The following is a 3,513-nucleotide window of genomic DNA, read 5'->3' as shown; positions in this document are numbered from 1 at the left end:
AACGATATTTTTGATTGATTCACAGTACACCCGCATGAGCCATCTAATCGAAATCGAAAACCTTTCCGCCGCGTTTCCCGATAAAGAAGTGCTGCACCATATTTCCCTGAATATCCGCGAAGGTAGGAAAACCGCGCTGGTGGGCGAGAGCGGCAGCGGCAAAACCGTGCTGGCGCAAGGCATCATGCGCGTAAATCCGGCGGTGTCGTTCAGCGGCCGTCTGAAATTCGGCGGGCGCGATCTGCTGGCTTTGCCGGAGCGCGAATTACGCAAACTGCGCGGGCGGGAAATCGGCATGGTGTTTCAAGAGCCGATGACGGCACTCAATCCCGTTATGCGTGTGGGGGCGCAGATTGCCGAAGTGCTGACGCTGCATTTGGGTTTGAATAAAAAAGCGGCATGGGCGCGGGCGGTGGCGTTGTTGGCGGAAACCGGCATTCATCAGCCCGAAGAAAAGGCATCGGCCTATCCCTTCCAGCTTTCGGGCGGGCAGCGGCAGCGGGCGATGATTGCGATGGCGGTGGCGGCGGAGCCGAAACTTTTGATTGCCGACGAGCCGACTACCGCGCTGGATGTGGCGGTGCAGGCGCAGATTTTGGATTTGCTGGCGCGTTTGCAGGCAGAAAAAAACATGACCCTGCTGTATATCAGCCATGATTTGAACCTGGTGCGCCGTTTTGCCGACGATGTGGCGGTGATGCGCTGCGGCGAAGTGGTGGAGCGCGGCGAAACGGCGGCGGTGTTTGCCAATCCGCAACACGAATACACCCGAATGCTGCTGAACGCGGGTACGGTGCGGCAGGTTGTGCCGCCGACGGACGATGCGGCGACGGTTTTGGAAGCGGAGCAAATCAGCGTGGCGGTTAAGGAGAGTGCGGGATTATTCCGCAAGCGCGATAAAGTGCTGCTTGAACCGGCGGATTTCGATTTGAAGGCCGGTGAAACGCTGGGCGTCATCGGTGAGAGCGGCAGCGGCAAAACCACGCTGGCTAAGGCATTGATGCGGCTGATGAAGTCGGAAGGCCGTCTGAAAATCAGCGGCGAAGATTGGCAGCCGCACATGCGGCGGGAAATCCAGATGGTGTTTCAGGATCCGTTCGGCGCGTTTAACCCGCGCATGAATGTGCTGGACATCGTTTCCGAAGGTTTACGCGTACACGAGCCGCACTTGGGCCGCGAGGCAGTCACGGCGCGGGTCATCGAAGTATTGCGGCAGGTCGGTTTGCCCGAAGATGCACTCTACCGCTATCCGCACGCGTTTTCCGGCGGGCAGCGGCAGCGGCTGGCGATTGCGCGTGCGGTCATCGTGCGCCCGAAAATCCTGGTGTTGGACGAGCCGACCAGCGCGCTGGACGTGCAATGGCAGCAGCAGATTTTGGCCTTGCTTGCGGATTTGCAGCGGCAATACGGTTTGAGCCTGATTGTCATCAGCCATGATTTGGCGGTTATCCGCGCTTTGTCGCACCGCGTGATGGTGTTGAAAGACGGGCGCGTGGTCGAGCGGGGCAGCGCGGAAGAAGTGTTTGCCAAACCTAAATCGGATTATACAAAAAAGCTATTACTGCACGCGGCTACTTGAAATTTTGCGGCAGAAGCCCTATTCTGAATCCATCAACAAACCAACCTCTGAAAAGGAAACAAGATGAGCAGCGAATTGATTGTACATGCTACCGATGCGAGCTTCGAGCAAGACGTGTTGAAATCCGAAGTGCCGGTATTGCTGGATTTCTGGGCGCCGTGGTGCGGACCCTGCAAAATGATCGCCCCGATTTTGGACGATGTGGCTGCTGAGTTTGAAGGCAAGCTGAAAGTCGTGAAAATCAATATCGATGAAAACGAGCAAACCCCGGCGCAATTCGGCGTGCGCGGTATCCCGACTTTGATGATTTTCAAAAACGGCGAAAACGTAGCGACCAAAGTCGGCGCATTGGCCAAAGGCCAGTTGACTGCGTTTATCAACGCTTCGATTGCCTAATTTATCGTCATTTATTTAGTCGTTTCGTTAGATTGAGGCAAGGCAGCAAGCAGCAGACAGTACAGACAGTACGACAAGAAGCAGCAACGCTGTATCAAACTAAAGTGAAACGACTATAAAAAAAGCCGTCTGAAAATTCGATTTTTCAGACGGCTTTTCATCATCAAAATACCGCACGGGCGGCTTAGAGCGGATTGGCCGCCGGGCGGATGCCGCTTAACAGGTATTGAATGGTTTCGCGCACGCTGCGGATGGCGTTGCCGAAAGGCAGCGGGTCTTTTCCTCGGAAAAACAGCCCTTTATCGACTTCGCCGCGCCAGGCGGCGGCGAGCTGGATGTCGATGCAGAATTGGCCGGCTTTTCCCAAGCCGTCGCGCAGGCCGCAGCTGGTCAGGCAGTTCAGGCCCTGTGTGCAGCGGCGCGGGTCGGCTTTGGCGGCGGCCTGCAGCTTGCTTTCGCGCTTGATGTAGCTGTCTAAAAAACGTGTGCGTACGCCGCGTGCGGGCAGGCCGGCAACCGACATGAATTCGACGACTTGCTCGGTTTCCGCTCCGGCCAGGGTTTTCTTGAAATTCAGGTGCGCGTCGCCTTCTCGGGTGACGGCAAACGCTGTGCCGATTTGTACGGCATCGGCGCCCCAGGTGTTCAGCGCGGTGTGGATTTTGTCAAAATCGGCCATGCCGCCAGCCAGCACCAGGGGGATGTTTTCGTTTTCCAAGCCCAGAGTTTTGAAGACTTCCTGCGTTTCTTCAATCACGCGCGGGAAGTCGAATTTGGCATCGTTGACGCCGGCCACGCTGGCAGCGCCCAAATGCCCGGCGGCGTGGGCGGGATGCTCGATTACGATGGCATCGGGCAGGATGCCTTTTTTCATCCAGCGTTTGAGCACGATGTTGATGCCGCGCGATTCGGACAAAATCGGGAACAGCGCCACGTCTTTGTGATAGCCCTCGGTCATTTCCGGCAAATCCAGCGGCAGGCCGGCGCCCATTACAATGGCATCGGCGCCGGATTCGCAGGCCTGGCGCACATAGGCGGCGTGGTCTTTGACGGCTTTCATCACGTTGACGGCAATCATGCCTCGGCCGCCGGCATCTGCTTTGGCCTTGCTGATTTCGCGGTCGAGCGCGGTCAGATTCAGACGGGTGTATTTTTCTTCGCTGGGATTGCGTTGGGACTCGGCCAGCAAGTCTTCGTGCAGATGGCGCAAATCGACGCTGGCGATGGTGCCGATGCCGTTTTCGCGGGCGACGGCGCTGGAGAGACCGGCAGCCGATACCCCCACGCCCATCCCGCCCTGCACGATGGGAATCAGGGATTTTCCGCGGATAACCAGAGGCTTGAACAGATGTTGCATATTGTTTCCTTGCAGATTTTCAGACGGCCTTACTGGGCTGCCGTGTTTTGAAATTTTTAGGCATTATACTCTAGTTTGTGAAAAATTAGAGTAGTTGTATAGTTTTTTTAGAGTAAAATTCTAAAAAGACGATGCGGCAGGGGGTGTATGTTTGCTGTTGAAAGGGGGCGGTATGCGGTGT

General features: G+C 56.4%; 3 protein-coding genes. 2 read left to right on the top strand and 1 reads right to left on the bottom strand.

The window, feature by feature from the left end; all coding sequences use genetic code 11:
* Positions 1-34 precede the first annotated feature (34 nt).
* The gene (locus tag BDE01S_RS09235) at positions 35-1,579 is read left to right on the top strand and encodes an ABC transporter ATP-binding protein (protein ID WP_066080605.1); all 1,545 of its coding nucleotides are present in this window, start codon (positions 35-37) and stop codon (positions 1,577-1,579) included.
* 63 nt (positions 1,580-1,642) lie between these two features.
* Positions 1,643-1,975: a thioredoxin TrxA gene (gene trxA / locus BDE01S_RS09230; RefSeq protein WP_066080602.1), complete on the top strand. Its 333-nt coding sequence runs from the start codon at positions 1,643-1,645 to the stop codon at positions 1,973-1,975.
* Between the two features lie 184 nt (positions 1,976-2,159).
* Here the strand turns inward: trxA and BDE01S_RS09225 are convergent, their stop codons facing one another.
* Positions 2,160-3,332, bottom strand: coding sequence for an NAD(P)H-dependent flavin oxidoreductase (locus BDE01S_RS09225; RefSeq protein WP_066080600.1), 1,173 nt, complete (start codon positions 3,330-3,332; stop codon positions 2,160-2,162).
* Positions 3,333-3,513: the final 181 nt, after the last annotated feature.

Source organism: Bergeriella denitrificans NBRC 102155 (assembly GCF_001592185.1).
Classification (GTDB): domain Bacteria; phylum Pseudomonadota; class Gammaproteobacteria; order Burkholderiales; family Neisseriaceae; genus Neisseria; species Neisseria denitrificans.
This window is presented reverse-complemented; position numbering and strand designations above follow the sequence as displayed.

Bases quoted from the DNA above. Each gene is read 5' to 3' on its own strand.
- BDE01S_RS09225 (WP_066080600.1), bottom strand. From the start codon at position 3,332: ATGCAACATCTGTTCAAGCCTCTGGTTATCCGCGGAAAATCCCTGATT.
- BDE01S_RS09235 (WP_066080605.1), top strand. From the start codon at position 35: ATGAGCCATCTAATCGAAATCGAAAACCTTTCCGCCGCGTTTCCCGAT.
- trxA (WP_066080602.1), top strand. From the start codon at position 1,643: ATGAGCAGCGAATTGATTGTACATGCTACCGATGCGAGCTTCGAGCAA.